6 protein-coding genes and 1 pseudogene are annotated in these 24988 nt (G+C 75.6%); 6 read left to right on the top strand and 1 reads right to left on the bottom strand.

What is annotated here, in order from left to right; all coding sequences use genetic code 11:
- The first annotated feature begins 345 nt into the window (after window positions 1–345).
- The 6 genes and pseudogenes from ACH4ZA_RS37975 to ACH4ZA_RS37950 all read left to right on the top strand — a co-directional run bounded on the left by ACH4ZA_RS37975 (window position 346) and on the right by ACH4ZA_RS37950 (window position 22776).
- Window positions 346–1443, top strand: a complete 1098-nt coding sequence (locus tag ACH4ZA_RS37975) for an ArsR/SmtB family transcription factor (RefSeq protein ID WP_398433607.1) — start codon at window positions 346–348, stop codon at window positions 1441–1443.
- Window positions 1444–1539: 96 nt separating this feature from the next.
- Window positions 1540–1767 carry a hypothetical protein gene (locus ACH4ZA_RS37970; RefSeq protein WP_398433606.1) on the top strand — a complete coding sequence of 76 codons (228 nt, stop codon included), beginning with the start codon at window positions 1540–1542 and terminating at the stop codon, window positions 1765–1767.
- A 524-nt stretch (window positions 1768–2291) separates the two neighbouring features.
- Window positions 2292–2414 (top strand): annotated as a pseudogene (locus ACH4ZA_RS37965) (ATP-binding protein); the annotation flags it as partial.
- Window positions 2415–4547: 2133 nt separating this feature from the next.
- Window positions 4548–5717, top strand: a complete 1170-nt coding sequence (locus tag ACH4ZA_RS37960; protein WP_398433608.1) for a LuxR C-terminal-related transcriptional regulator — start codon at window positions 4548–4550, stop codon at window positions 5715–5717.
- A gap of 153 nt (window positions 5718–5870) precedes the next feature.
- Complete coding sequence (locus ACH4ZA_RS37955; RefSeq protein ID WP_398433605.1) at window positions 5871–21089, top strand: SDR family NAD(P)-dependent oxidoreductase; 15219 nt, start codon at window positions 5871–5873, stop codon at window positions 21087–21089.
- Between the two features lie 85 nt (window positions 21090–21174).
- Complete coding sequence (locus ACH4ZA_RS37950; RefSeq protein ID WP_398433604.1) at window positions 21175–22776, top strand: DHA2 family efflux MFS transporter permease subunit; 1602 nt, start codon at window positions 21175–21177, stop codon at window positions 22774–22776.
- Between the two features lie 963 nt (window positions 22777–23739).
- On the opposite strand, the gene ACH4ZA_RS37945 is transcribed toward ACH4ZA_RS37950, so the two are convergent.
- The gene (locus ACH4ZA_RS37945) at window positions 23740–24945 is read right to left on the bottom strand and encodes a cytochrome P450 (RefSeq protein ID WP_398433603.1); all 1206 of its coding nucleotides are present in this window, start codon (window positions 24943–24945) and stop codon (window positions 23740–23742) included.
- Window positions 24946–24988: the final 43 nt, after the last annotated feature.

The following is a 24988-nucleotide window of genomic DNA, read 5'->3' as shown; positions in this document are numbered from 1 at the left end:
GCGGTCCGGGAGCAACGGCTCGATCCGCGCCCACTGCGCGTCAGTCAACGGCACACCCGGACCAACGACCGACAGATCCAAACGAAACTGCCTAGGGCTGCGACAGCGGCGGCGAAAGCGATGCGCTGGCGTACTTTGTTCATTTTCTGTGGAGACCTTCCGGTTGTGATGGGGCGGCGGAGCGGACTGCACCACCCGTCCCCCTGAGCGGCTCCCCGCGAGTGAACCGGGGGGATGCGTCGACGTGATGATTGATGGGTTCATCGGTGTGTTGGCGTCCCGTGCACCACTCAGGACGAGGCCCAAGGGCCTTGTTTGCCTGCCTGATGAGGCTGTCCCACTCAGGTGGGAAAGGCCGAGGTGTTTCAACCTGGCTTGAATCACGGCCTGTTGGGACAATCACGGGCGATCGCCAGGCATGGCTGGAGCATGGGGGAAGCAGTGGTCTACCGGATCCATTTCACCGCCGAGGATCTGGCCCGAACCCGGCTGGCCGAATCGCCGAGGCCGATGCTGGAACTGGCCAATGCGGTACGGGTTCTTCAGGACCGGAATCAGCCGGTCCGCTACGACGTATGGCGACGGCGGTCGTTTGCCCGGCTACCGCCGGCAGCGCGCCTGGCCCTCGATATGATCCCGTTGCGCGGATGGACGCCGGACTTCCTGGCCCGCGTGCAACGGGGCAGCCCCCAGGATCTGCTGGAACAGATCCGTTCGACCTCTCCGAAAGAGATCCGTCAGACCCTGGCAGACCTCGCGGAACACCAGCCGCTGCCGTCCTGGACCCGGCGGCTGGACGATGACCCACTCGTGCTGCAGCAACTGGCCGACAGCATGCATCTCCTCCACACGACAGTCATGGCACCGTACTGGCCCCACGTGGTGACCAGCCTTGCCGCCGACCGTGCCGTCCGGATACGCGAGCTGCTCCACGGTGGTGTCGAGCGCCTGCTGACCGGGTTGTACCCGCCGCGCATCCGGTGGACGCCGCCGACGCTGGAAGTCGCCATGGCTTCCGGCATGCAAGGCGACCTGCGGCTGGAGGGGCGGGGGCTGCTGCTGGTGCCTTCACTGTTCGGGTCGGAGTCACCGGTCATCGACCCCGATGCCGAACCCCAGCCGTTCCTGACCTACCCAGCCAACTCCGGTGCGGCCCTCACCCCCCTGACCCCCTTCTCCACCGAGTCCACGGCCGCAGGCGCACCCGCGGCTCTGACCGCGCTGCTGGGCCGGACCCGCGCCGCAGTCCTCCACGCCATCGCCACCCATCCCGGGTGCAACACGGCCGAACTCGCCGGCGTTCTCGGCATCGGCGCCTCCGGCGCAAGCCAACACGCAACCGTCCTACGACAGGCCGGACTGGTCACCACCCTCCGGCACCGCAACAGCGCGGTACACACCGCCACCAGCACCGGGCTCAGCCTCCTCATGCTGCACGGCTGAAGGCCCGTCGCAGGCTCGCCAAGCGGTTGTTGCCACCCTGCGAAGGCTGCCCGGTCCCTGCACTCGGCGACACGGCGGCTTCCGCGTGATTAGCGCGTGGCTCAGGTGGACGTGGTGTTTGTTCTCGCCGTACGTCAACCAGCTGTCCGACCGCTCGCCTTCGGGGAGCCGGCCCATGAGGGCGTCGGCGGCCTTGAGCGCGGCGCGGGCCTGCTCGGGCTGGTTATTGAGGGCGTACGCGCGGGCGGCGACCGCGGCCGCCAGCGTCGCCGCGGCGGTCGGCCGGGCACCGACGGCGTGCCGGGCCTGGTCGGCGGCCGCTGAAGCCACACCGACTCCGGTCACATCCCTCGCGTAGGAAGGCTTTGCCCGGCGTCCGGCCCGGTGGGAGCTTCAACGGCACCGCACCGAGAAGCACGTGGAGGTTGTATGCGCGGTCGCGACTCCCCTCCCCGGCTCGGAGCCGTAAACGTGTGTCCGATGACGAGCTCGTCGGGGCGCGTGCTGAATGTGTCGACCAGTGCGGGTCACCTGGTGGCGCCGGATCCGGCGTCCTGACGGCCAGCGCCTCGACCTGCTCGTCCGTGATCTTCCGCGGAGCCCCCGAACGCTGCCGGTCCGCGGGTCGGGGTGGCTGGGCTGGGTGGTGGTGGCGGGGTCGGGGGCCGGGTGGTGGTGGCCGGGTCGGGGTGGGTGGTGGCCGGGTCGGGTGGCTGGGCTGGGTGGTGGTCGGCGGTGGCGGTGGGGTCGGCGGTGGGGGTGGGGGTGGGTGGGAGTTGTTGCATGGCAGGTTGCGGTCAGTGTCCGGGCGGGTGTTCGGTGTGTCGGTGCTGTCTAGCCTGCTGTTCATGACACTGCTGGGCCGGGACGGGGAACGCGCGCGTATCGAGGGTGCGCTGGATGCCTGTATGCGGGGTGCTTTCGCGGTCGTGCTGGTGGAAGGCGCTCCGGGCTGTGGTAAGTCGGCGTTGTTGGAGTACTGCGCCGATGCGGCCCGACGCCGTGGGGCGCTTGTCGTGGACGCCGTCGGTGCGGTGTGTCCTGGGGCTCTGTCCGGGGTCGACGGCATGGGCGGCCCGCGTGCCGCCACGGTGTGGTGTTCCGACGGTTTGGACGGGCCGCGCGCTGCGAGGGTGTGGTGTGTCGATGATGCCGGCCGCGTCGGTGCCGTCTCCCAGGCCGCTGTGGCCGCTGTGGCCCGGTCCCGGGCGCGGGGCGGCGGGGAGGGTGGTCTGCTGCTCGTGCTCGCCGTCGACCTCACGCAGCCGCTCGGTGCGGTGTTGGAGGGGGTGTTGTTGGGGCATCCCGCGATGGTCCGGGTCCGGGTCGGTCCGCTGGCCCGTTCCGGCACTGCGGGTGTGTTGCGCCGGCACACCGGGGGGCGGGTGCCGGACGCGCTGGTGGGCCGGGTGCATGAGGTCAGCGGTGGTAATCCGTTGCTGGTGCGGGCTTTGCTCGGTGAGAGTGGATGCGATCCGCGGCCGGGTGGTCCTTTCGCCCGTGCCGTCGATGTGTGTCTGCGGCGCTGTCCTGCTCCCGTCGGGCGTCTGGCGCGCGCGCTCGCCGTTCTGGGTGATCATGCGAGTGCGGAGCGGGCGGCGCGTCTGCTGCACACCTCGCCCGAGAGTCTGGCGCCCGCTTTGGGCGTGCTCGCCGCGATGGGCCTCGCTCACGGCTACCGGCTGCGTCATCCGCTGGCCCGCACGGCGGCGCTGGCCGTCCTGGCGCCGGCCGCCCACAGGAGGCTGTGCCGGCGGGCGGCGCGGGTGCTGTACGAGACGCAGGCGCCGGCGTGCGCGGTCGCGGAGCTGCTGTGCTCGGCGGGCGGCGTCGATGAGGACTGGGCTGTGCAGGCGCTGTGTGAGGCGGCCCGTCAGGCCATGGGAGGCGGTGAGGAGGAACGCGCCGTCGCGTGCCTGCATCTGGCGCACGCCGCCTGTGCCCGTCGGGGCGATGCCGGCGCGTGCAGCGACATCGCTCTGCGACTCGCCGCTCTGACCTGGAAGACGAGTCCGCAGGCGGCTGAGCATCATCTCGCGGGCCCGCTGGCGGAGTTGCGCGCCAGCCGCCTCGCGCCGGCCGCGGCCGCCCGCCTGGCGCGCCTGCTCACCGCCCAGGGACGCCTCGAGGAGGCCGCCGAGGCGCTGCGCCGTGCGCCCGGCGGCGCCGCCGCCCTGCACGAACTGCTCGCCCTCCCGCCCGCCGACCCCACCCCCGCCGGCCACGCTCCGTCAGGCGGCCGCGCCCCCGCCCCGCCCGCCGCTCCCGCCGGTCACGCTCCGTCAGGCGGCCGCGCCCCCGCCCCGCCCGCCCCGCCCGCCGCTCCCGCCGGTCACGCTCCGGTAGGTGGCCGCACCTTCGCCCCGTCAGACGGTCGTGTGCCCGCCCCGTCCGGCGGCGGCCGTGTGACGGTCGCGTCCGGCGGTGGCCGTGTGACGGTCGCGTCCGGCGGCGGCCGTGCGCCCGCCTCGGCGGGCGGTGACCGTGTCGCGGTCGCGTCCTGTGGCGGTCGTGTCGCGGCCCCGGCCGCCGGCCGCGTCCCGTCAGGGGGCCGTGCAGCCGTCCCGCCCGCCGCCCCCGTCCGGCCAGGCGGGCGTGCCCCCGCCTCGTCCGGCGGCGGTCGTGTGACGGTCGCGTCCGGCGGCGGGCGTGCCCCCGCCTCGTCCGGCGGCGGTCGTGTGACGGTCGCGTCCGGAGGTGACCGTGCCTCCGCTTCGTCCGGTGGTGGTGATCGTGCCTCCGCCTCGTCCGGTGGTGACCGTGTGACGGTCGCGTCCGGTGGTGGTGGTGATCGTGTTTCCGCTTCGTCCGGTGGTGGTGATCGTGCCTCCGCCTCGTCCGGTGGTGACCGTGTGACGGGCGCGTCCGGTGGTGGTGGTGACCGGGTCTCTGTGTCGTCTGGTGGTGGTGTGGGGGTGTGGGGTGGGGGTGGGGTTGTTGGTGTGTGTGGCGGGTTGTGGACTCATCCCGGCCGCGGGCACGAGGAGGATCTGCGTGACGCGGAGCGTTTCCTCGCCGCCGTCCCGCCGGCTCCCGGCGTGCATGATGCTCTGGCTCAGGCGTTGCGCACGCTTGTGCACGCCGGCCGGCCGCGTCGTGCGGAAGTGTTCGCTCGTCGTCTGGGCGCGCACGCCGTCCGGTATCGGGCTCCTGGTCTGCATGCCCTCTACGGGGCGCTGCAGGGGGAGGCGCTGCTGCATCTGGGTGACCTCGCGGGCGCCGGTGAGGCCGCGGCTCAGGCTGTGGGGGCGTTGTGCGGGCGCGGCGGGCGTTTCGGGGCCGTTCCGGTCGCGGTGCTGGTCATGGCGCTCACCGCGCGGGGCCGTTACGGGGAGGCGGCGTCTCGTCTGGAGGCGGTGGATCTGGACGCGGTCGTGGACACCGTTCACGTTCTGCCGTTGCTGCGGGCCCGCGGCCGGTACCTGCTGGCGACCCATCGTGCCGAGGCGGCTGTGGACGCTTTCCGTGAGTGCGGACGGCTCGCCGCCCGGTGGGGCCTGGACCGCCCCTGTCAGCATCCCTGGCGCACTGATGCCGCCGAGGCGCTCCTGCGTGCCGGGCGCCGCCGGGAGGCCCGCGCGTTGGTCGTCGAGCAGCTCGCCCTGCCTGTCTGCACGGGGCCTCGTCCGGACGGTGTCGCGTTGCGGCTGCGGGCGGCGACCGAGGCGCCGGGGGAGCGGGAGCGGACCCTGGCCCGGGCGGTGGGCGAGCTGCGTGCCTGCGGGGACCGTCTGGAGCTGGCGAAGGCCCTCGCCGATCTCGGCCGGGCCTTGCAGACCGGCGGCGAGGGCGTCCGTGCCGGGGCGCTGGTGCGGCGGGCCTGGAATCTGGCGGCGGACTGTGGGGCGATCCCGTTGTGCGAGGGCATTCTGCCCGGCCGTGACCCGCATGCGCCGTCCGGCGGGCGCGGCGCGCCGGACGAGGCGCGGGCCGGCCGGCTGAGCGCTTCGCAGCGGCGTATCGCGGCGCTGGCCGCCGCCGGATACACCAACCGTGAGATCGCCGCGCGGCTCTTCATCACCGCCAGCACCGTCGAGCAGCATCTCACCCGCGTCTACCGCATCCTGCAGGTGTCACGGCGCCGTGATCTGCCCCTCGACCTGGACCTCGACCTGGACCTGGACTTGGACTTGGAGGTCGACGCCGCCGCGCCGGCCCCGCCCCCGCCCCCGCCCCCGCCCCCGCCCTCGCCGGCCCCGCCTTCGCCCCTGCCCTCGCCCTCGCCGGCCCCGCCTTCGCCTTCGCCGGTCCTGTCCTGGCCGGTGCCGGCCTAGCGGCGCCGTCCTCCTTGCGGCCCCGCAAGAGGGGCTTTAGCCCGGCTGGCGAAGGTGACAGACCGGACAGCGGCATCGGACACGGGGGCGGGACCCCGCCCCGGGTGTGACGTTGTGTTTTTTCTGCGTGTGACGAAACGGAGACCGGGCATCGTGCTTTGTGAATCTGACAGGCCGCACAACGAGCCGATCGCAGTGGTGGGTCTGTCGTGCCGTTTCCCGGGCGGGAAGAACCCGGCGGCGTTCTGGGACCTGCTGGCCGAGGGCCGCGACGCGGTCCGGGAGGTGCCCGCCGACCGCTGGGACGCCGACGCGTTCTTCAGCGACGATCCCGGCGCTGCGGGCCGCGCGGTGGCCCGCCGTGGCGGGTTCCTCGACCGGGTCGACGGCTTCGACGCCTCCTTCTTCGGGATCTCGCCGCGGGAGGCCGCCGCGATGGACCCCCAGCAGCGTCTCGTCCTGGAACTGGCCTGGGAGGCCTTCGAGGACGCGGGAATCGTGCCGGCGTCCGCCGCCGCGACCCCCGCCGGCGTGTTCGTCGGCGCGATGGCCGACGACTACGCGGCCCTGTCCCGGCGCGCCGGCGTCGGCGCCATCGACGCGTTCACCTCGACCGGGCTGGCCCGCAGCGTCATCGCCAACCGCGTCTCCTACCTGCTCGGCCTCACCGGCCCCTCCTGGGTCGTCGACTCGGGTCAGTCCTCCGCGCTGGTCGCCGTCCACCAGGCCTGCCAGGCACTGCGCCGCGGCGACGTCTGCCTGGCCCTGGCCGGCGGCGTCAACCTGATCCTCGCCCCCGAATCGACCGTCGCCGTCTCGAAGTTCGGCGGGCTGTCGCCGGAGGGGCGTGCGTATGTCTTCGACGCGCGGGCGGAGGGCTATGTGCGGGGGGAGGGCGGGGGTCTGGTGGTGTTGAAGCGGCTCTCGGACGCGGTGGCCGACGGGGACGAGGTGGTGTGTGTGATCGCGGGTGGTGCGGTCACCAACGACGGCGGCGGTGAGGGGTTGACGGTTCCGTGTGCGGCGGGTCAGGAGGAGGTGCTGCGGCGGGCGTATGCGGACGCGGGGCTGTCGCCTGCGGCGGTGGATTATTTGGAGTTGCACGGGACGGGGACGCGTGCGGGTGATCCGGTGGAGGCGCGGGCGCTGGGTGCGGTGCTGGGCGGCGCCGAGGGGCGTGGGGAGCCGTTGCGGGTGGGGTCGGCGAAGACGAACGTGGGGCATCTGGAGGGTGCGGCGGGGATCGTCGGTCTGATCAAGGCGGCGCTGGCGGTGCGGCATCGGCGGATTCCGGCGAGTCTGCACTTCCGCTCGCCGGCTGCCGGCATCGATCTGGGGGCGCTGAACCTGCGGGTGCAGACGCAGGCCGGGCCCTGGCCGCAGCACGAGGACGGCCGCGTGCCGGTGGCGGGTGTGTCCTCGTTCGGGATGGGCGGCACCAACTGCCACCTCGTCCTCACCGCAGGCCCCGAACGCCAGACGCAGACCCGGACCCGGCACACACCCGCCCACCACGCCGACACCGGCACCGCCGACACCGGCACCGCCGACACCGGCACCGGCGACAGCAGCACCACCCACTCCGACAGCACCAGCACCCTGGCCGGCGCCGTCGCCGGCGCCGGCAGTGGTGTGGTGCCGTGGGCGCTGTCCGCGAAGACACCGGCCGCCTTGCGTGAACAGGCCTCCCGGCTGGCGGAGTTCGTGCGGGGCGCAGGGACGGCCGGTCAGGCCGGTCGGGGTGAGCGGGCGGGTTCGGCGGGCCTGGCGGATCCGGTCGGTCAGGCCGGTTCGGTGGATGTGGTGGATGTGGGGTGGTCGCTGGCGGTGTCGCGGTCGGTGTTCGAGCATCGGGCGGTGGTGCTGGGTGAGGGGTGCGAGCAGCTTGTGGCGGGGCTGGACGCGCTGGCGGCCGGCCGGGGCGGCGCGGATGTGGTGCGGGGCCGCGCCACGGGTGCGGGCGGGCTTGCGGTGATGTTCTCCGGGCAGGGCAGTCAGCGCCCGGGTATGGGGCGGGAGTTGTATGCGGCGTTCCCGGTGTTCGCGCGGGCTTTCGATGCGGCGTGCGCGCATCTGGATGTGGAGTTGGGGCGTTCGCTGAAGGAGTTGGTGTTCGCGGAGGCGGGCTCCGCGGGGGCGGGGTTGCTGGAGCGGACGCAGTTCACGCAGGCGGCGTTGTTCGCGGTGGAGTCGGCGTTGTTCGCTCTGGTGTCGTCGTGGGGGGTGCGGCCGGATGCGGTGATCGGGCATTCGGTGGGCGAGGTGACGGCCGCGTATGCGGCGGGGGTGTTCTCGCTGGCGGACGCGTGCCGGCTGGTGGCGGTGCGGGGCCGGCTGATGCAGGCCGCCCGCGAGGGCGGGGCGATGATCGCGATCGCCGCCCCGGCGGCAGACGTGGCGCCGGTGGTGGCCTCGTTCGGGGGGCGGTTGTCGCTGGCGGCGGTCAACGGGCCCGCCGCGGTCGTGGTGTCCGGTGACGCGGACGCGGCCGCCGAGCTCGCGGAGCGTTTCCGGCGGGAGGGGGTGCGGGTGAAGCGTCTGGCGGTCTCGCACGCTTTCCATTCCCCGCACATGGACACGGCGGTGGCTTTGTTCGAGGAGGCGGTCGCGGGGATCGTCTTGCGTGAGCCGCGGCTCGCGGTGATCTCCAACGTCAGCGGCGCTCCGGCCGTGGAAGGGGAGTTGACGGATCCGGGGTACTGGGCCGGGCACATCCGGGCGGCGGTGCGTTTCCACGACGGCGTCCAGGCCCTGCACGCGCGCGGCATCACCGCCTACCTGGAACTGGGGCCCGACCCCGTCCTGACCGCCCTGGTCAAGAACACCCTCGACACCCCCACCGAGGACGGCGCCGGCGCCGGCGCCGGCGCCGGTGCCGCAGGCGGCGGTGCGCCCGTGGTCGCGGTGTCGGCGCTGCGCCGGGACGCCGACGAGTCCCGCACCGCGCTGCGGGCGCTGGCCGTCCTGCACGCCCACGGCGTCGGCGTCGACCTCACGCCGCTGCTGGACGGGGGCCGGCGCATCGCCCTGCCCACCTACGCCTTCCAGCGCAAGCGGTACTGGATCGACGCCCCCGCCCCCGCCGTCGCGGCGGCGGCAGGTGCTGACCCTGCGGCGGCGGCCGTCGCCGAGCGTGCCCCCGACGCCGGCGGGGGTTTCCCGCTCGACGGCGATGAGCCGGACACGGTGCTGGGGCAGTGGGCGGCGAGGATGCGGGACCTGACCGGCGCTCAGGGCGACCGGCTGCGGCAGAAGCTGATCACCGATCTGGTGCGGCGGCACACGGCGGAGATCCTGGAGTACGAGTCGGCCGAAGAGGTCGATGCGGCGCTGTCGTTTCGCGATCTGGGCTACAACTCGCTGACGTCGGTGGACCTGCGCAGCCGGCTGGCGGGCGATCTGGGCCTGTCCCTGCCGTCCTCGCTGGTCTACGACTACCCCACTCCCGAGGTCCTGGCCCGGCACATCGTCCGCGATCTCGTCGCGGCGCCCGATCCGCACGCCGTCGACGGCGTCCTGTCCGGGCTGCGGGACGCCGCCGGCGAGCCGCTGGCCGTGGTGGGCATGGGCTGCCGCTACCCGGGCGGGGTGACGTCCCCGGAGGGCCTGTGGGAGGCGGTGTCCGCCGGCGTCGACGCGATCGGCGCCTTCCCCGAGGGCCGGGGCTGGGACCTGGAGGGCCTTTACGACCCCGAGCGCGGCACGGCCGGCAAGACCTACACCCGGCACGGCGGCTTCGTCTACGACGCCGACATGTTCGACGCCGCGTTCTTCGGCATCAGCCCCCGTGAGGCGGCCGCGATGGACCCGCAGCAGCGGCTGCTGCTGGAGACGGCGTGGGAGGCCCTGGAGCGGGCCCGGATCGTGCCCGGCTCGCTGCGCGGGAGCCGCACGGGGGTGTTCGTCGGGGCGATGACGCAGGAGTACGGGCCGCGTCTGCACGAGGCGGCGGGCGGCTCGGAGGGGTATCTGCTGACGGGGACGACGGCGAGTGTGGCGTCGGGGCGTATCGCCTACACGCTGGGGCTCGAGGGTCCGGCGGTGACGGTGGACACGGCGTGTTCGGCGTCGTTGGTGGCGTTGCATCTGGCGGCGCAGGCGTTGCGTGCGGGGGAGTGCGAGCTGGCGTTGGCGGGCGGGGCGACGGTGATGGCGTCGCCGGGGATGTTCGTGGAGTTCGCGCGCCAGCAGGGGCTGTCGGTGGACGGCCGTTGCAAGGCGTTCTCGAAGGACGCGGACGGCACCGGCTGGGGCGAGGGCGTCGGGATGGTGGTGCTGGAGCGGCTCTCCGACGCCCGCCGCAACGGCCACGAGGTGCTCGCCGTCGTCCGGGGCAGCGCCGTCAACCAGGACGGCGCGTCCAACGGGCTGACCGCGCCCAACGGGCCGTCGCAGCAGCGGGTGATCCGCCAGGCGCTGGCGAACGCGGGCCTGACGGGTGCGGACGTGGACGCGGTGGAGGCGCACGGCACCGGCACCCGGCTCGGCGACCCGATCGAGGCGCAGGCGCTGCTGGCGACCTACGGGCAGGAGCACACCCGCGAGCAGCCGTTGTGGCTGGGGTCGTTGAAGTCGAACATCGGTCACACGATGGCGGCGGCCGGGGTCGGCGGTGTGATCAAGATGGTGATGGCGTTGCGGCACGGGATGCTGCCGCGCACCCTGCACGTCACACAGCCGACCGCTGAGGTGGACTGGGCGGCGGGGGCGGTGTCGCTGCTCGCGCAGGAGCGGCCCTGGCCGGCAGTCGGCCGGCCGCGGCGTGCGGCGGTCTCCTCGTTCGGGATCTCCGGCACCAACGCCCACCTGATCCTGGAGCAGGCCCCCCAGGGCGACCCGATCGCCGAGGACGCGGCCGGGCCCGCACACGCCGCCCCGGCAGCGGCTCCGGCCGAGGACGCGGCTCTGTCGGTGTCGGAGGCTGCGGCAGCGGCTGCGGCTGTGTCGGAGGGAGCGGCAGCGGCTGCGGCCGGCACTGTCCCTGCTGCCGGCGCCGTGTCTGAGGCCGGCGCTGTGTGTGCGGTGGTGCCGTGGGTGCTGTCGGCGAAGACTCCCGCCGCGCTGCGCGGGCAGGCCGCCCGTCTGGCGGCCTTCGCGGCCGCGCGTCCCGGTGTGGACGCGGCCGCGATCGGTTCCGCGCTCGTGCGCCACCGTACCGTCTTCGATCACCGGGCCGTGCTCGTCGGCGCGCACCGCGACGCCCTGGTCCGCGGCGCGCAGGCCCTCGCGGAGCCCGACTCGCCGGTGCGGCAGGCCGCCGCAGCGGTCAGGACCGTGTTCGTCTTCCCCGGCCAGGGCTCCTACTGGGCCGGCGTCGCGGGCCCGCTGTATGCGCAGGCGCCGGTGTTCCGGGCCCGGCTGGAGGAGTGCGCGCGGGCGCTGGCGCCGTATGTGGAGTGGGACCTGCTTCAGGTGCTGCTCGGCGAGGACGGCGAAGGCGATGCGGGCGGGGGCCTGCTGGAGCGGGTGGACGTGGTGCAGCCGGCGTTGTGGGCGGTGATGGTGTCGCTGGCGGAGCTGTGGCGCTCCTATGGCGTCGTTGCGGACGCGGTGGTGGGGCATTCGCAGGGGGAGATCGCGGCGGCCACCTTCGCCGGCGCCCTGTCGTTGGACGACGCCGCGCTGGTGGTGGCGCTGCGCGGCCGGGCGATCACCGAGATCGAGGGCTCCTGCGGCATGCTCTCCGTGGCGCTGTCCGCCGACGCGGTGCGCCCCTACCTCGCCCGCCGCGCCGACGACCTGGAGATCGCCGTCGTCAACGGCCCCGCCTCGAGCGTGGTGTCGGGCACCGACGGCGCCCTGGACGAGCTGGCCGCGGCCCTGGAGGCCGACGGCGTGCGCTGGCGCCGCATCGCCACCACGTTCGCCTCGCACTCGCGTCACGTCGAGCCCGTCCGCGAGCGCGTCCTGGGCCTGCTCGCGCCGGTCTCCCCCCGCACGAGCGGGATCCCGTTCTACTCCACCGTCACCGGCGAGCCCATCGACACCGCCGGCCTGGACGCCGCGTACTGGTATCGCAACATGCGCCAGAGCGTGCAGTTCGAGAAGACCACCCGGGCCCTGCTGGCCGACGGGCACACCGTCTTCGTCGAGTGCGGCGCCCACCCGGTCCTCGCCCAGGGCATGCAGGAGACCTTCGAGGACGCCGCACGCGCCGCGGACGCCGCCGCCGCGCACGCCGCCGTCGCGGTGTCGGTGCCCACGCTGCGCCGCGGCCAGGGCGGCCTGGAGCGCTTCCTCACCTCGCTGGGCCAGGCCTGGGAGCACGGCGTCGACGTCGACTTCGGGCCGGCCCTGCCGTTCACGGGGGAGCCGGCCGACCTGCCCACCTACGCCTTCCAGCGCAGCCGGCACTGGCTGGAGCCCGCCCGCCCGGCCGCCGACGTCGCCGCCGCGGGCCTGGCCGCCGCCGGACACCCCCTGCTCGGCGCCGTGACGGGCCTGGCCGGCACCCGCAGCGTGATGCTGTCGGGCCGGCTGTCGCTTGCGACGCACGGCTGGCTGGCCGACCACGCGGTGGCCGGGAGGGTGCTGCTGCCGGGCACGGCGTTCGTGGAGATGGCGCTGCGCGCCGGCGACGAGGCGGGCTGCCACGTCCTGGACGAACTCGCCCTGCAGGCACCCCTGTTCCTGCACGACGCGCACGGCGTGCGGCTGCAGGCGGTCCTGCAGGCGCCGGACGCGGCGGGCCGCCGGGCCGTCGCGGTGTACTCGCGGCCCGACTCGGTCGCCCCGGACGACGAGGAGGCGTGGACCTGCCACGCCTCCGGCGTGCTGTCCCCCCACCCCGCCAACCTTGCCGACCCCGCCGACCCCGCCAACCTTGCCGACCCCGCCGACCCCGCCGACCCCGCCGACCCCGCCGACCCCGCCAACCTTGCCGACCCCGCCGACCCCGCCGACCCCGCCGACCCCGCCGACCCCGCCGACCCCGCGGACCCGGGCGGGCCGGTGGGCGAGGGGCTGGTGTGGCCGCCGCGGGGTGCGCGGGCGGTGGACGCGGGCGCTCTGTACGGGGCGCTGGCGGGGGCCGGCTATGAGTACGGGCCGGTGTTCCAGGGGGTGGGCGCGGTGTGGCGGCGGGGTGCGGAGGTGTTCGCCGAGGTCGCTCTCGGTGAGGGGGAGCGGGAGGCTGCGGCTGGGTTCGGTGTGCATCCGGCGCTGCTGGACGCGGCGTTGCACGCCGGACTGCTGCCGGCCGACGAACACGAACACGAGCACGAGGCCCAGGCCCACGAGGACCGGGCCGGGGGAGGGGCCGAGGGTGGGGGTGGGCCGCGGCTGCCGTTCGTGTGGTCGGGTGTGCGGCTGCATGCCACGGGTGCGGCGGCGGTGCGGGTGCGGATCGCGCCGGCGGGCCGCAGCGCTGTGGCGGTGGAGCTGTTCGACGAAGCGGGCCGTCCGGTCGCCTCCGTCGCCTCCCTCGCGCTGCGGGAGATCCCCGCGGACCGGCTGCACGCAGGCGGCGACGACCCGGGCACGCCGTATGCGGTGCACTGGAGTGAGCAGCCGCTGCCCGAGCGGGCCCGGCCGGGCGCCGTGGCGGTGCTGGGCCCGGCCGCCGGCACGGCCCGCTTCCTCGCCGACAGTCTCCACGCGCCGCTGCACGCGGACGTCGACGCGCTCCTGGCCGGCCTGCGCCAGGGCGGCGAGCCCCCTTCCACGGTGCTGCTCGCGGCCGGTGACGACCCGGGCGGCGCACCCCTGGCGCAGGTCCACGCCGCGACGCGGCACGCGCTGGGGCAGTTGCAGCGCTGGCTGGGCAGCGAGGAGCTCGCCTGCGCCCGGCTGACCGTCGTCACCCGCGGCGCGGTGGCCGCCGACGACGGCGAGGACGTCACCGACCTGGCGGGCGCCGCCCTGTGGGGGCTGGTGCGCACCGCCCAGCGCGAGGAGCCGGGCCGGTTCGCGCTCGTCGACCTCGACGACGCCCCCCGCCCGGCCGGCGACCTGGCCCGGGCGCTGGCCCTGGACGCCGAGCCCCAGTACGCGGTGCGCGGCGCCGCCCTCCGCGTGCCCAGACTGGTCAAGACACCCGCCCAGACACTCACCGCCCAGACGCCCACCGCCCAGACGCCCACCGCCCAGACATCCGCCGCCCAGACGCCTGCCGTGCAGACACTCACCGCGCAGGCGTCCGCCGCCCAGACGCCTGCCGCGCAAACACCCACCGCGCAGGCGTCCGCCGCCCAGACGCCTGCCGCCCAGACATCCGCCGCGCAGACGCCTGCCGCGCAGACGCCTGCCGCGCAAACACCCGCCGCGCAGGCGCCCGCCACCCGGACGCCTGCCGCGCAGGCGTCCGCCGCGCAGACGCCCGCGCAGGCGTTCGCCGTCCAGGCGCCCTTGCAGGCGGTCGCGCAGGTGCCGGGTTCGGGGGCCGGTGGCGGGTCCCGCCCGCTCGACCCGCACGGCACGGTGCTGGTCACCGGGGGCACGGGCACGCTCGGCGCGGTCTTCGCGCGGCATCTGGTGAGCGTGTACGGGGTGCGGCGTCTGCTGCTGGTCAGCCGGCGCGGGGCGGATGCTCCGGGGGCGGCCGATCTGGCGGCGGAGCTGGGCGCGCTGGGCGCGGCGGTGCGGATCGCCGCGTGCGACGTGGCCGACCGCGACGCGCTGGCGGACCTGCTGGGGTCGGTGGAGGCGCAGCATCCGCTGACGGCGGTGGTGCACACGGCGGGTCTGCTCGACGACGGCACGGTGACGGCGTTGACGCCCGAGCGTCTGGAGCGGGTGCTGCGGCCCAAGGCGGACGCGGCCTGGCACCTGCACGAGCTCACCCAGGACCTGGATTTGGCCGCGTTCGTGCTGTTCTCCTCCGTCACCGCCACGCTCGGCAACCCGGGCCAGGCCAACTACACCGCCGCCAACGGTTTCCTCGACGGGCTCGCCCAGCACCGGCACGCCCGCGGGCTGCCCGCGCTGTCCCTCGCCTTCGGACTGTGGGCCCAGGCCACCGGCCTGACCGGGCACCTCGACGACGCCGACCGCGCCCGGATGACCCGCGGCGGCCTCGCCGCCATGGACACCGGGCACGGCCTGGCCCTGTTCGACGCGTGCGTGGCCGCGGGCCGTCCGCTGGCCGTCCCGGCCCGCCTGGACGCCGACGCCCTGCGCGCCGACGCGGCCGAGGGACGCCTGCCCGCCCTGCTGCGCGCCTTGTTCCGGGCGCCCGCCCGCCGCAGCGCAGCCGCCGGCGCCCCGGCCGGCGCGGGCGCCTGGGCGCAGCGCATCGCCCGCCTGGCCGAGTCCGAACGCGCCGGCGCCGTCGCCGCGTTCGTGCGCACCCACGTCGCCACCGTCCTCGGGCTCGACGCGCCCGGCGCGATCGAGGACCGGCGGGCCTTCAAGACCTACGGCTTCGACTCGCTCGCCTCGGTCGAGCTGCGCAACCGGCTGGCCTCCGCCACCGGCCTGAGCCTGCCCGCCACCTTGGTCTTCGACTTCCCCAGCCCGCAGGCCGTGGCCGGCTACCTGCTGGAGCGCGTCGAGGGCGAGCACACCGCGCCCGCACCCGCGGCTGCGCCCGTGCGGGTGCGTGCCGCGGACGACGACCCGATCGCCATCGTCGCGATGAGCTGCCGCTACCCCGGCGGGGTCACCTCGCCGGAGGAGCTGTGGCGGCTGGTCGCCGACGGTGTGGACGCGGTGGGGGAGTTCCCCGCCTCACGCGGCTGGGACGAGGCGGAACTGTACGATCCCGACCCCGACGCGGCCGGCAAGACGTACTGCCGCCGCGGCGGGTTCCTGCACGGCGCCGAGGACTTCGACGCGGAGTTCTTCGGGATCAGCCCGCGCGAGGCCCTGGCCACCGACCCGCAGCAGCGGCTGCTGCTGGAGACGGCGTGGGAGGCGTTCGAGCGGGCCGGGATCGACCCCGCGACCCTGCGCGGCAGCCGCACCGGCGTGTTCGCCGGCGTCATGTACAACGACTACGCCTCGCGGCTGCATCCGGCGCCCGCCGGCTACGAGGGCTACCTCGGCAACGGCAGCATGGGCAGCGTCGCCTCGGGCCGCGTGTCCTACACGTTCGGCCTGGAGGGGCCCGCGCTCACCGTCGACACGGCGTGCTCGTCGTCGCTGGTGGCGCTGCATCTGGCGGCGCGGGCGCTGCGCGAGGGCGAGTGCACGCTCGCGCTGGCGGGCGGGGTCGCCCTCATGGCGACGCCGACCACGTTCGTGGAGTTCAGCCGTCAGCGGGCGCTGTCGCCCGACGGGCGCTGCAAGGCGTTCTCCGCGTCGTCCGACGGCACCGGCTGGGCGGAGGGCGTCGGCCTCGTCCTGCTGGAGCGGCTCTCCGACGCCCGCCGCAACGGCCATCCCGTGCTGGCCGTGATCCGCGGCAGCGCCGTCAACCAGGACGGCGCGTCCAACGGCCTGACCGCCCCCAACGGGCCCGCCCAGCAGCGCGTCATCCGCCAGGCCCTCGCCGACGCCGGCCTGTCGGGCGCGGACGTGGACGCGGTGGAGGCGCACGGCACCGGCACCACCCTGGGCGACCCGATCGAGGCGCAGGCCCTGCTGGCCACCTACGGGCGCGAGCACACCCCCGAACAGCCGCTGTGGCTGGGCTCGCTGAAGTCGAACATCGGCCACGCGCAGGCGGCCGCCGGCGTCGGCGGCGTCATCAAGATGGTGATGGCGATGCGCCACGAGAGGCTGCCGCGCACGCTGCACGTCGACGAGCCGACACCGCACGTGGACTGGTCGAGCGGCACGATGGCGCTGCTCACCGGGGAACAGCCCTGGCCCCGGCGGGCGGACCGGCCGCGCCGCGCCGCGGTCTCCTCCTTCGGGATCAGCGGCACCAACGCCCACCTCGTCCTCGAGCACATCCCCGACCCCGCGCCCGACCCCGACACCGAGCCCCTGCCCGCCCCCGACACCGCCGCCGCGCCCGAGTCCGCCTCCGGCTCCGCCGTGCCCGGGTCCGCCTCCGCCGTGCCCGGGTCCGCGCCCGACACCGACACCGCCGTGCCCGGGTCCGCCTCCGGCTCCGCCGTGCCCGGGCCCGCGTCCGCCGCGGGTTCTGCGGCCGGTTCGCGGCCCGCCGCGGGGCTGCTCGCGTGGCCGCTGTCCGCGCACACCCGTGAGGGACTGCAGGCCCAGGCCGCGCGCCTGCTGGCCCGTCTGGACGGTCCCGGCGCACCGCCGCGGGCGCAGGACCTGGCGCTGTCCCTGGCCACCACCCGCGCCCGCCTCGCCCACCGTGCCGTGGCCCTGGGCGCCGACCACGGGGAACTCGTCGCCGCCCTCACCGCCGCCGCCCGCGGCCAGGACAGCCCCGACCTCGTCGTCGGCGCCGCCTCCGGCGCAGGCCGCACCGCCGTGATGTTCACCGGGCAGGGCAGCCAGCGCGCCGGCATGGGCCGCGAACTGTACGCGGCGTTCCCGGTGTTCGCGCAGGCCTTCGACGCCGCCTGCGCCCGCCTCGACGCCCGCCTGGGCCGCTCGCTCAAGGAGCTGGTGTTCGCCGCGCCCGGCAGCGCCGAGGCCGATCTGCTGGAGCGCACCGAGTTCACCCAGGCCGCCCTGTTCGCCGTGCAGAGCGCGCTGTACCGGCTGGCCGAGCACTTCGGGCTCGCCCCCGCCGCGCTGATCGGCCACTCCGTGGGCGAGCTGAGCGCCGCGCACGCCGCCGGCGTGCTGACGCTGGACGACGCGTGCACGCTGGTGGCGGCGCGGGGCCGGCTGATGCAGGCGGCCCGCGAGGGCGGCGCGATGATCGCGATCGGGGCCGCCGAGGCCGACGTGGCCGCCCACCTCGCCCGCCTGGACGCCGGGGTGGAGATCGCCGCGGTCAACGGGCCGCGCGCCGTGGTGATCTCGGGCGACGCCGACGCCGCACAGCAGGTGGCGGCGCACTTCGCCGCCCAGGGCGTCAAGGCCCGCCGCCTGCCCGTCTCGCACGCCTTCCACTGCGCCCACATGGACGGCGTCCTCGCAGAGTTCGAGCGCGTCGCGGGCGCCCTCGCCTTCCACGAACCGCGCATCCCGATCGTCTCCAACGTCACCGGGCGCCTCGCCGAGCCGGGCGAGCTGACCGACCCCGGCTACTGGGCGCGCCACATCCGCGCCGCGGTCCGCTTCCACGACGGGGTGCGCGCCCTGCACCGGGAAGGCATCGGCGCCTACCTCGAACTGGGCCCCCATCCCGTCCTGACCGCCCTGGTCCGCGACGCCTTCGAGGACGACGGGCCGGCCCCCGCGGCGGCCGCCGCGCTGCGCGCGGGGCGCCCCGAGGCGCGCACCTTCCTCGCCGCGCTCGCCGCCGCCGACGCCACCGGCGACCGCATCGACTGGACGGCGCTGCTCGCCGGACGCCGCGCCCGCGTCGTCGACCTGCCCACTTACGCCTTCCAGCGCTCCCGCTACTGGCTGCAGGCGCCGCCCGCGCCCCGCGACGTGGCGGGCGTGGGCCAGGACGCGCCCGGCCACCCGCTGCTCGGCGCCCTGGTCGAACTCGCCGACGGCGAGCAGCTGGTGTTCACCGGCCGGCTCGCCCTGGCGGACCACCCCTGGCTCGCCGACCACGTCGTCGGCGGCGCCGTGGTGCTGCCCGGCGCGGCCCTGGCCGACCTGGCCGTCCGGGCCGCCGAGGAGGCCGGCTGCACCGCCGTCGACGACCTCACCCTGCAAGCCCCGCTGGTGCTGCCCGAGCACGGCGCGCTGCGCCTGCAGGTCCTCGTCGGCGCCCCGGACGACGCCGGCCGCCGCCCCCTGGCCGTCCACACCCGCGCCGACGCCGCGCCCGACGACGACGGCGCGCCCTGGACCCGGCACGCCACCGGCCTGCTGGGCGCCGGCGAGCGCCCGCCGGCCGCGGCCCTCGCGGGAACCTGGCCCCCGCCCGCGGCCACCGCCCTGGACCTGCAGCTGCTCGACGAACGCCTCAACGCCGCCGGACTGGGCTACGGGCCCGCCTTCCAGGGCGTGCACGCGGCCTGGCGCCTGGGCGAGGAGACCTACCTCGACGTGCGGCTGCCCGAGGACGCCGACGGCGCGCACACCCAGGGCTTCGGCATCCACCCCGCGCTGCTGGACGCCGCGCTGCGCCCCCTCGCACTCGGCCCGGCCCGGCAGGCCCCCGACACCACCCCCGACACCGCCCCCGACACCGCCCCCGACACCGCCCCCGACACCGACACCACCCCCGACACCGGCTCCGGCGCCGACCGTGTGCACATCCCGTTCCTGTGGAGCGGCGTCACCCTGTACGCGAGCGGGGCGCGCGCCCTGCGGGTGCGCATCGCCCCCGCGCAGAGCGCCGGCGCCGTCCGCCTCGACCTCGCCGACCCCGACGGCGCGCCGGTGGCCCGCGTCGACGCGCTGTCCGTGCGGGCCCTGCCCGCCGGGCGGCTGGGCGGGCAGGGCGCGCCGAGCGCCGCGCACGGCGGCCTGCTGCGCCTGCACTGGAGCCAACTGCCCGGCCCGCACCCGGCCCCCGCCGCTCCCGCGCCCGGCGAGCGGTGGGCCGTCCTGCAGGACCGCTCGGCCGATCAGGCCGGCGTCCTGGCCCGCGCCCACGACCTGCCCGCCGCCCCGCTGCGCCCGCCGGCGCCCGCCGCCGGCGCACCCGGCGTGTCCGGTGTGCCGGGCGTCCTGGTCGCCGACGTCCCGGCCCCCGCCGCTCCCGCCGAGGCGACGCCGCCCGACGCGGCCCGCGCCGCGCTCGCCGACACCCTCGCGCTGCTGCAGACCTGGCTCGCCGAGGACGCCTACGCCGACAGCAGACTGGTCCTGCTCACCCGGGGCGCCTGCGCCGCCCTGCCCGGCGAGGTCCCCGACCCGGCGGCCGCCGCCGTCAGCGCACTGGTGCGCACCGCCCAGTCCGAGAACCCCGGCCGCATCGTCCTGCTCGACCTGGACGGCAGCCCCGCCTCGGCGCACGCCGTGCCCGCGGCCGTGGCCCGGGCCCTGGCCCAGGACGAGCCGCACCTCGCACTGCGGCAGGCCGTCGCCTACGCACCGCGCCTGGCGCCGGGCGCACCCGCCGACGAGAGCGCCCCGCCGCGCCCCCTGGACCCCGACGGCACGGTCCTGGTCACCGGCGCCACCGGCTTCCTCGGCGCCCTCGTCGCCCGCCACCTCGTCACCGCGCACGGCGTGCGGCGCCTGCTGCTGGTCAGCCGGCGCGGCGCCGACGCGCCCGGAGCGCCCGAACTGGCCGCCGCACTGACCCGACTGGGCGCCGCCGCCCGCTTCGCCGCCTGCGACACGGCCGACCGCGCCGCCCTGCAGCGGCTGCTGGCGGACGTCGACGCCGCCCACCCGCTGACGGCCCTCGTGCACACCGCCGGCGTCCTCGACGACGGCGTCCTGACCGCTTTGACGCCCCAGCGCATCGACACCGTCCTGCGGCCCAAGGCCGACGCCGCCTGGCACCTGCACGAGCTGACCGCCGGCCTCGACCTGTCCGCGTTCGTGCTGTTCTCCTCGATCGCCGCCCCCCTGGGCACCCCCGGCCAGGCCAACTACGCCGCCGCCAACGCCTTCCTCGACGCGCTCGCCCAGCACCGGCACGCCGCCGGCCTGCCCGCCCAGTCGCTGGGCTGGGGCCTGTGGGACGACGCCGCCGGCATGGCGCAGGAACTCGCCGAAGCCGACCTGGCCCGCCTGGCCCGCACCGGCATCGCCGCGATGCCCGCCGACCAGGGCCTCGCCCTGTTCGACGCCGCCCTGCGCACCGCGCACCCGCTGCTCGCACCGGTGCGCCTGGACGCCGGCGCCCTGCGCGCCCAGGCCGCCGCCGGCCGGCTGCCCGCCCTGCTGCGCACCCTGGTGCGCACCCCGCCCCGCCGGCCCGCCCCGCCCGCCGCGACGGGCGCGGACCAGCGGCCGCTGACCCAACGGCTGGCGCAGATGAGCCCCGAGGAACGCGAGAAGAGCGTCCTTCACCTGGTGCGCACCGAGGTCGCGGACGTCCTCGGCCACGCCGACGCCCGACGCGTGGAGAGCGAGCGCAGCTTCCAGGAGCTCGGCTTCGACTCGCTCACCGCCGTCGAGCTGCGCGACCGGCTCGCCGCCGCGACCGGACTGCGGCTGTCCGCCACCCTCCCCTTCGACCACCCCACCGCCACCGCGCTCACCGCGCAGCTCTTGAGCCGGCTCGCCCCCCACGACGCCCCGCAACCGCAGCCGCAGCCGCTGACCGAGGCCCTGGACCGCCTCGAGGCGGCCCTGGCCCAGGCCGCCGCCGACGGCGCGCACCACGACGACCGCGACCACGTCGGCGGCCGGCTCGGCGAACTGCTGCGCCGCTGGCACGGCGGGCACCGCCCGACCGCCGCCGACGCCGACCTCCGGTCGGCCACCGACGACGAACTCTTCTCGGCGCTCGACGACGAGCTGGGACTGGCGGGCGCCGAATGAACCCCCGAAAGCGGGTCATTGACAACTTTGGGTCAGTGTCCCGAAAATTTAGTGAGCCACTCAGGTGGACGGACAAGGAGCATCGGTGAGGAAACTGCGCGGGAATCCGTGGGCAGTCCTGGTGACCATGGGGCTCGGGTTCTTCATGACCCTGCTCGACCTGACCATCGTGAACATCGCGATCCCCGACATGATGGACCGGCTCGGCTCGTCCCTCGACCAGGCCCTGTGGGTCGTCAGCGCGTACGCCCTCGTGCTCGCCGTCACCCTGATCACCTTCGGCCGGCTCGGCGACCTGCGCGGACCGCGCACCCTGTTCATCGCCGGCGTCACCCTGTTCACCCTGGCCAGCATCGCCTGCGGCCTCGCGGGCACCCCCGGCCTGCTCATCGCCACCCGCGCGGTGCAGGGACTGGGCGCGGCCATGATGGTCCCGCAGACCATGGTGCTGATCATGGCGGTGTTCCCGGCCGAACGGCGCGGCACCGCCATGGGCGTGTGGGGCTCGATCGCCGGCGTCGCGACCCTGTCCGGCCCGACCCTGGGCGGACTGCTGGTGAGCACGATCGGCTGGCGCTGGATCTTCTTCATCAACGTGCCGATCGGCGTCGCGGTCGTCGTGCTGACCTTCGCGCTGGTCCCCGACATCAGGCCCGCCCGCGCCCACCGCTTCGACGTGCCCGGCGTCCTCGTCGCCACCGCCGCCCTGTTCTGCCTCGCCTTCGGCCTGCAGGAGGGCGAGCGCTACCACTGGAACGCGGGCATCGTCGCCCTGATCGCCGGCGGCCTGGCCCTGATCGCCGTGTTCGTCCTGCACCAGCGGCGCCGGCAGAACGACGAGCCCCTGGTGCCCTTCGCACTGTTCCGCGACCGCAACTTCACCGTGATGACCGCCATCGTGGCGCTGATCTCCATGGCCCTGCTCGGCCTGGTGCTCCCGATGAACATCTACCTGCAGTCCGTGCTCGGCATGAGCGCCGTCCAGGCCGGCCTCACCCTCGCGCCCTCCCCGCTCCTGTCGATGACCACCGCGCCCTTCGCGGGCCGGCTGTCGGACCGCATCGGCGGCAAGAACGTCCTGCTCTTCGGCCTCGTCGTCTACGGCACGGGCATCTGCCTGGTGCTGCTGCTCGCCGGCGCCGACAGCTCCTGGTACACCTTCACCCTGCCGATGGCCGTGGTCGGCCTGGGCACCGGCTGCCTGCTCGCGCCGATGTCGAGCGAGGCGATGCGCAACGTGCCGCCGCAGCTGGCCGGCGCGGCCTCCGGCCTGAACAACACCATCCGCCAGATCGGCTCCGTCCTGGGCGCCTCCGTCGTGGGCGCCGTCCTGCAGAGCCGCCTGGCCGCGAACCTGCACACCGAGGCGCAGGCCCGCGCCGCCGAACTGCCGCCGGCCTCCCGCGACGGCTTCGTCGGCGCCTTCTCGCACGGCGACGCCCCCGACGCCGGCGCGCTCAAGGCGCTCGCCGCCGACCTGCCCCAGCAGAGCGCCGACCGCCTCGGCGCACTCGCCGGCGACGTCTACGACCAGGGATTCGTCGCCACCATGCACGCCTCGCTCGTCCTGCCGCTCAGCGCCGTCGCCGCGGCCGCGGTGCTGTGCACGCTGGCCCACAACCACCTCAGCCGCAAGAAGGCCGCCGCCCCGGCGCCCGCCACGAGCGAGCCGGAACCCAGCCGCTGACACCCCCCCCGATCCCCGGCTCCCGCGGACATCCCCCGCCGCGGGAGCCGGAACGCCACCAGGGCGCGATGTCCCTTCAAGGACACCGCGCCCTGGCCGCGTTCGAGGGAAGCGAACGAGCAGCACCACGGGAGAGCCGGGGAGCAGCGGCACGGAAGCGCGGGGGAGCGGGGGAGCAGCGGCACCGGGGAGCGGGGGAGCGGGGGCGAGCCGAGGACCGACCTCGGCCCCACACCAGGGCGGCGCCGGCCCTCGCCCTCCGGGCACGGGGTCCGGGCACGGGGTCCGGGCACGGGGTCCGGGCCGCCCGGTGTGCGATGCCGGCTGCCGCCGCACGCCGGGACCTTCGCCCGTCCGGCGTGGACTTGAATCGCCCGGCAGGCGCCACGCCGTCCCGCCCGGGCTTGGGCCGTCCGGCATGCGTCCCCGCCGTCCGAGGCGGCCGGGCCCGTTCCTCGCCGGCGAGGCGGACCGGTCCTGGGGGCCGGGCACGACCCGAGGCCTCCACCGCCCCCGGCACGCCTTTGCGGGGCCGTGCACACGCAGGCCCGCCGGCGCCGGGGAGATCCCTCCGGCCTCCGGCCGAAGACGCAGGACGGGTGCGGGCCCCGTCGCCCGGCGCGCGATGCGGGCTGCCCGCCGCCCGCCGGACGTCCTCACGCGAGACCGCGCACGTGCACGCCGGGACCGCCCGGCACTGCCGCGTCCGGGACCGCCGCGCCCGGCGCTGACCGCCCGGCGTCGGCCGTCTGGGACCGCCGCGCCTCGCATCGTCCCCGCCCGGGACCGCCGCGCCCGGCACTGCCGCGTCCGGGACCGCCGCGTCCGCCACCGTCCCCGCCCGGCACCGTCCCTGCCCGGGACCGCCGCGCTCTGTGTACCGCTCCTGCCCGGGACCGCTCGCGCCCCGCGGCCCCCCTTCATTTTTCGGGGGCGTGCGGGGCGGGTTCGCCGGTCAGGCTCTCACCAGCGCACGTGCAGCGCCGACAGGCCGCCGGTCAGGGTGTTGTCGCGGAACTGCAGCTCGTCCAGGCCGGTGGCGAGCTGCAGGCCGGGGAAGCGCTCGAACAGCGTGGAGAACACGATCTGCAGCTCCAGACGGGCCAGTCCCGAGCCCAGGCAGAACCGCGGGCCGTGCCCGAAGGCGAGGTGCTGGGTGCTGTCCCGGGTGATGTCGAAGGAGTTCGGGTCGGAGAAGATGTCCGGGTCGCGGTTGGTCGCCGTGAACGCCAGCAGGACCAGATCGCCCTCGGGGATGGTCAGGTCGCCGACCTGGATGTCCTCGTGCGCGTACCGCGGCAGCACGTCCTGGGTGGAGGGGGCGGCCATCCGCAGGATCTCCTCGACCGCGCACTGGACGTGCCCCTGCGGGTCGGCCTGCAGCTTCGCCCGCTGCTCGGGGTGGGTGAGCAGCAGCAGCGTGCCCAGGTCCAGCCGGGTCACGGTCGTCTCGTGGCCCGCGAAGAGGATGCCGGAGGCCATCCGCGCGATCTCCGCGTCCTCCAGGCCCTCGCGCTCCTGCGCCGCGACGAGGTCGGAGAAGACGTCCTCGGCGGGGTTCTTCCGCTTCACGTCGACCAGCCGCAGCATGTAGTCGTTCAGCTCCGCCCAGGCCGCCTTCGCCGCGTCCACGTCGTCCAGGCTGGTCGAGCCCGCCGACAGCCTGCGGAACTCCTCACGGTCCTCGCCGGGGACCCCGAGCAGCTGGCAGATCACCAGCACCGGCAGCGGGAACGACAGCGCCTCATGGAAGTTGCCCGGATTGGGGCCCGCCTCGAGCCCGTCGAACAGCTGGCCCACCAGCTCCTCGACGCCGCTCTTGAGATGCGCGACGCGGCGGGCGGAGAACGCCGGCGACAGCAGCCGCCGGAAACGGGTGCGGGTGGGCACCTCGTCCTCGGGCTTGCCGAGCGGGCCGGTCAGGACGGCGGCGTTGGCGACCCGCGCGGCCCGCTCCGGGTGCGCGTGCGAGCGGCCCAGCCGCGGGTCGTTGAGCAGCTGCTTCACCTCGCCGTAACGGGTGACCAGCCACGCCTCGTCGCCGGCGGACGTGCCGACCCGCACCACCGGGGACTGCGAGCGCAGCGCGCGGAACTTCGGTGCGATGCCGTTGACGTCCTGCGGGTCGCGCGGGAAGGGCAGTCGGGCGAGCTCTTGGGCCTGGGTCACGGTCGTGCTCCTCGGGTCGGCGGAAATCAACGGACGGGCGGTC

It is taken from the genome of Streptomyces sp. NPDC020597 (genome assembly GCF_044335095.1).
In the GTDB taxonomy this organism is placed as follows: Bacteria; Actinomycetota; Actinomycetes; order Streptomycetales; family Streptomycetaceae; genus Streptomyces.
The sequence above is the reverse complement of the archived record's forward strand: the minus strand, read 5'-3'. Positions and strand labels throughout refer to the sequence as shown.